This window comes from Mucilaginibacter sp. P4_E8 (genome assembly GCF_056401495.1).
The window spans coordinates 1-5,277 of record NZ_JBFUJG010000224.1 but is presented as its reverse complement, the minus strand read 5'-3'; the positions used below and the strand labels follow the sequence as shown (position 1 = coordinate 5,277).

Sequence of the window (5,277 nt, the reverse complement as noted above, 5' to 3'; positions counted from 1 at the left end):
CGAAAATGGMCAGATTGATCTGAGTAAACTGAATTTGAATAATGTACAACAAATTACATTATATAATGGTCAGCCGCCTGCAATCTGCATGCCGGCGCGTTCATTTGCTTCGGCCAGTATCCTTTCTATAAAAACAGTACAACCAATTTTAAATGCAAATAAGCCTTACCAGATCACTGCCGGTATAAAAAGTGGCTCATTCGGACTGATAAACCCATACCTGCAGTGGCAACAACGTATCAATAATAACTGGGCATTTATTGTAAACAGTTATTTAGAAAATGCCAACGGACATTACAAATATAAAGCCATGGGTGGAAGCGGGGATTCTGTTCGTACTCGTAACAACGGAGATATTACCGCTAAACAAATAGACGGAGCTTTATACTGGACAAAAAACGACAGCAATAAATTTAACCTCCACATTAACTATTACACTTCAGATCGCGGGCTTCCGGGCGCGGTTATATTATATGATCCCTCAACATCAAGAGAGCGTTTGTGGAACCGTGATTTTTTTGCACAGGCAGGTTATGAGCACATCTGGAACAGCGGACTTCATCTGTTGTTGAATACAAAATTATCTAATACATATCTCCGTTATCTCAATCCTGATTATTTTAATATTGAAGGAAAGCTGGATCAACGCTTTACCCAGCATGAATTTTACCAGTCTGCCGCACTGGCTTATCATTTTACATCAAACTGGGAACTTTCATATGCTATAGATTTTTCAGTTAATGATCTGGATACTAATCTACCCAACTTTCCCTATCCAACAAGGGTGAGTTTCCTGAATGTGCTTGCTTCAAATCTAACTATTGGAAAGTTGCGCCTGCAGGGAAGTTTACTCAATACAAATATTAGCGAAACTGTTAAAAGCGGCAGGGGAGCACCTAAAAGAAATAACTATTCACCTACTGTAATGGCTGTTTTGCAACCGTTTAATAGCTCAAACCTTCAATTTCGCGCATTCTATAAATCCATATTCCGCAATCCAACATTCGATGATCTTTATTATGGGGGTATAGGTAACCCCAATTTAAAACCAGAGTTTACCAAACAATTTGATCTGGGTGCAACTTATAGTAAAGCTTTGAATGGCTTTTTTAACTACATAACATTTACAGCCGACGCTTATTATAACAACGTAACCAACAAAATTGTATTTATTCCTAAGGATGCTTATAATGGCTCTATTCAAAACTATGGCAAAGTTGATATTAAAGGTTTGGATGCAGGTTTAAAAACCCAGGTTAAATTAACAGAGAAATGGAAGGGTTCATTAGCTGCAAATTATTCTTATCAGCAAGCATTAAATGTAACAGATCCTGCTTCGTCTATATATCTTAATCAGTTACCTTATACCCCTAAAAATACCATGTCCGTTAACGCTGGTATTGATCATGATCATATCGGGATTTACTACAACCAGGTAGTTTCATCATCAAGATATTACACCAATGATAATCTTCCGGCCGATTTTATTCCGGGCTACTCAACGAGTGACGCGTCTGTTGTTTACCGTTTTTCAGTAAGGGGTAAAGCAGTGGTTACTTCTTTTGAGGCAAATAATCTTTTTAATAAAAACTATTTTGTTGTACAAAGCTATCCAATGCCGGGGCATTCGTTTCGGTTTTCCTTTCAAATAACTATTTAATTATTACTAATATGAAACAGATTAAACTTAATCTTCTTTTGGTCGCCATAGCATTTACTGTAGTGTTGGCGTCATGTCATAAAGACAAAATTAATCCTCAGCCAGATAAGCCGTCGGCAAGCAGGTTGGGTTTGTATGTATTAAACCAGGGTGTTTTTCAGTCTAATAACAGTACATTAACTTATTATGATTACACCACAAAACAACTTACTCCTGATATTTACAGCAGCGCTAATGGCGAGGGCTTAGGCGATACAGGTAATGACATAGGTATCTATGGAGCAAAACTGTATATTGTTGTTAATTATTCTAATGTGGTTGAGATTGTGAATCCGAAAACCAGTAAACTTATTAAGAAAATTAGTTTTAAGGATGATAAACAAAATGGCCGTCAACCCAGAAGTATAGCTTTTTATAAAAACAACGCCTTCATCACTTCTTATGATGGAACTGTTGCCGTATTGGACACTGCTACGTTAACCGTTAGCAAGTATATAAATGTGGGCCGTAATCCGGAGCAATTGGTTGTAAGCAATGATAAACTTTATGTAGCAAATAGTGGTGGATTGAGTTTTGGTAATCCTGATAATACAGTGTCTGTAATAGATCTGAATACTTTAACAGAAACCAAAAAAATTACTGTTATAAGTAACCCTGTAAGTATAGTTGCCGATACCTACGGCCATGTTTATGTTCTTTCACTGGGCATAACTGATTATAGTAGTGGGGTGCCCGTAGTAGTTAAAAAACCAGGCATGTCAATTATTGATAATAAAAATGATGTTTCTATATCGCAAACCAATTTAAATTTAGGTTTTAGTGTACCTATGGCTGTACAGGGCGACTTTGTATATTATGTTACTGCTGATAATAAAATTGCTGCATATAATGCCAAAACACAAACACCAGCCCAAGCTAACTTTATTAGTGATGGTACCGTGATCACAAGTGCTTATTCTGTCACGGCAGATCCATTAACAGGCGAAATATTTATTGGCGATGCTAAAGATTATAACTCCAACGGTACTTTATATGCCTTTGATAAGACCGGTAAAAAAGAGTATTCAATAACTACCGGCATAAGTCCGGGTAAAGTTGCATTTGTTAACAAGTAATCGTTGTATATTTATACAGATTATAAGTAATTTTACCTTATAAAAAATTGATCATGACCGCAAAAGACAATACAACCAGGAACATAGTTCTTATTTTAATGATCGTGGTGGCTGCTTCGTTCAGGCTTATCGCTTTTGAATATAAGGACTTGAGTAATTTTAACCCGGTAGGAGCTATCGCCATATTTGGCGGGGCGTACTTTGCCAGCAAATGGAAAGGCTATCTTACCGTATTACTTACCCTATTTACAACCGACATTGTTCTTAATTATTTATATACCTCGAAATTTTCCATAGGGTATGATGGCATAATAGGAGTTTACCTAAGTTTCGCACTGATGGTGCTTTTAGGTAGCCTGATAAAGAAAGTAAATGTGCTAAATGTAGTTTTAGCTTCCTTAGCATCGGTTTTAATACATTGGCTGGTAACTGATCTGCCTTGGTTTTATACCACACTTAACCTTTATCCGCATACTTTAGCTGGTTATGGTACCTCGTTGGTTAATGCTATACCGTTTGAGTACAACATGATATATGGCAACCTGGTATTTGGTTTATTGCTATTTGGCGGGTTTGAACTGGCCAAAAGTAAATACGCCTTTTTACAGACTAAAAAACAACTGGCACTTTAATTTTCGATATTAAAATGAAGAAGCGATTTGCCACAAGGCAGGTCGCTTTTTTTATGGGGATATAATTTTATTTATAGCATGGAAAAACTGGTAATACTAACAGGAGCAGGGATCAGTGCGGAGAGCGGTTTAAAAACCTTTAGGGATAGCGACGGGCTATGGGAGGGTTACAATATTGAAGATGTGGCCACCCCCGAGGCCTGGGAGCATAATCCTGTTCTGGTGCAGGAATTTTATAATGCCCGTCGTAAATCTGTAATGGAGGCTGAGCCAAATGCCGCCCATTATGCATTGGCTCAACTTGAAGAAAAATACCACGTAACCATAGTCACTCAAAATATCGACGATCTGCATGAAAGAGCGGGCTCAACCAATGTGGTGCATTTACATGGCATTATTACCCGTTCGCAATCAAGTATTAACCCTGAACTTACTTATCCTATTGATGGCTGGGAGCTAAGGATGGATGAAGTTTGCGAATTAGGCTCACCGTTACGGGCGCATGTGGTATGGTTTGGCGAAGCTGTGCCGATGATTGAGACCGCCGCACGTATTTGTTCAGGTGCGGATATCTTTATGCTGGTAGGCTCATCATTGGTGGTTTACCCTGCAGCCGGATTAGTTGGTTATGTTGGCCGCGAGGTGCCCAAATATATCGTCGACCCTAAAATACCTGACGTTAGTGTAAGAGGGCCGGTGATCAAGATACAGGAAAAGGCCACCGTTGGAGTACCTGCTTTGGTGAATGAGCTGCTGAAAAGTAATTCATTAATATAAACGATGTCATTTCGACGAGCATAAGGAGGTGCAGAGGTGAGGAGAAATCTTATACAATTGAAAAAGCAGACGATGCAAATTGTATAAGATTTCTCCTCGCCCTGACACTCAATTCCTCTCCATGCTCGTCGAAATGACACGGTTTTTTTACTGATTTTTATGCAATTTTTAAACTAACTAATTAAATAACCATACATGCAAAAATGCATATTTAATTGGAGCGGAGGTAAAGACAGTGCCCTTGCGCTATACCATTGTCTTCAAAATCCCGAACTGGAAATAAAGTACCTGGTGACCACCATAAACGACGCTGCCGACAGGATATCCATGCATGGGGTGCGAACTGAATTGCTGATTAAACAAGCAGAAAGTGTCGGCATTCCACTGTACCAGATCCGGTTGCCCGAAATGCCGGGGATGAGTGAGTACGATGCCGCGATGCATCAGCACTTAACTCATTTTAAAAACGAAGGCATTACACACTCTATTTTTGGCGATATATTTTTAGAAGACCTGAAGGCCTATCGTGATACCCGGTTGAGCGAGGTGGGTTTGCAGGGAATTTATCCTTTATGGAAACGGGATACGAATGAACTGATCAATGAGTTTTTTAGTCTCGGATTTGGCACCGTGATAGCCTGCACTCAGGAACGTTTGGAACGCATAGTTGGCAAGGAGATAAGCCCCGAATTGATAAACGCGTTGCCGGATGATGTGGACGTTTGTGGTGAGAACGGGGAATTCCACACCTTTAGTTTCAAAGGGCCAATTTTTAAAAATGAGATAAAATACAAAACCGGGGTGAGGATATTTAAGGAATATGAAGCTCCTAAAAATGCTGATGACTCCTGTGTTTTACCTACTGATCAAAAGCGCTCTGGTTTTTGGTATTGCGACCTTATTCCTGCTTAGTTTGTATTTATTTGGCAAGATCATGTGCCAAATAAAATTTTATTTGTGTACATAATATACTGTATTTCAATAAATTAGTGTTTGTATATTTAAGTTTTAATTTACTAAAAACAAAATACATTTAATTTATGCAGARAGCAGGGGCGATTTGCCAAATAAAATTTTGTTTCGATTTTTTAAT

The 5,277-nt window shown here is 38.6% G+C and carries 5 protein-coding genes; all 5 read left to right on the top strand.

Features of this window, described 5'->3' with window-relative positions:
- Window positions 1-1,660, top strand: a 1,660-nt coding sequence (locus tag AC1DRQ_RS29185) for a TonB-dependent receptor (RefSeq protein WP_477429295.1), incomplete at its 5' end; no start/stop codon positions are given.
- A gap of 11 nt (window positions 1,661-1,671) precedes the next feature.
- Window positions 1,672-2,775: a DUF5074 domain-containing protein gene (locus AC1DRQ_RS29180; protein ID WP_477429293.1), complete on the top strand. Its 1,104-nt coding sequence runs from the start codon at window positions 1,672-1,674 to the stop codon at window positions 2,773-2,775.
- Window positions 2,776-2,828: 53 nt separating this feature from the next.
- A complete protein-coding gene (locus AC1DRQ_RS29175; protein ID WP_477429291.1) occupies window positions 2,829-3,407 on the top strand; it encodes a DUF6580 family putative transport protein in 579 nt (192 codons plus the stop codon).
- 78 nt (window positions 3,408-3,485) lie between these two features.
- Window positions 3,486-4,184, top strand: a complete 699-nt coding sequence (locus AC1DRQ_RS29170; protein ID WP_477429289.1) for an SIR2 family NAD-dependent protein deacylase — start codon at window positions 3,486-3,488, stop codon at window positions 4,182-4,184.
- A gap of 195 nt (window positions 4,185-4,379) precedes the next feature.
- Complete coding sequence (locus tag AC1DRQ_RS29165) at window positions 4,380-5,096, top strand: Dph6-related ATP pyrophosphatase (protein ID WP_477429287.1); 717 nt, start codon at window positions 4,380-4,382, stop codon at window positions 5,094-5,096.
- The last annotated feature ends 181 nt before the right edge of the window (window positions 5,097-5,277 follow it).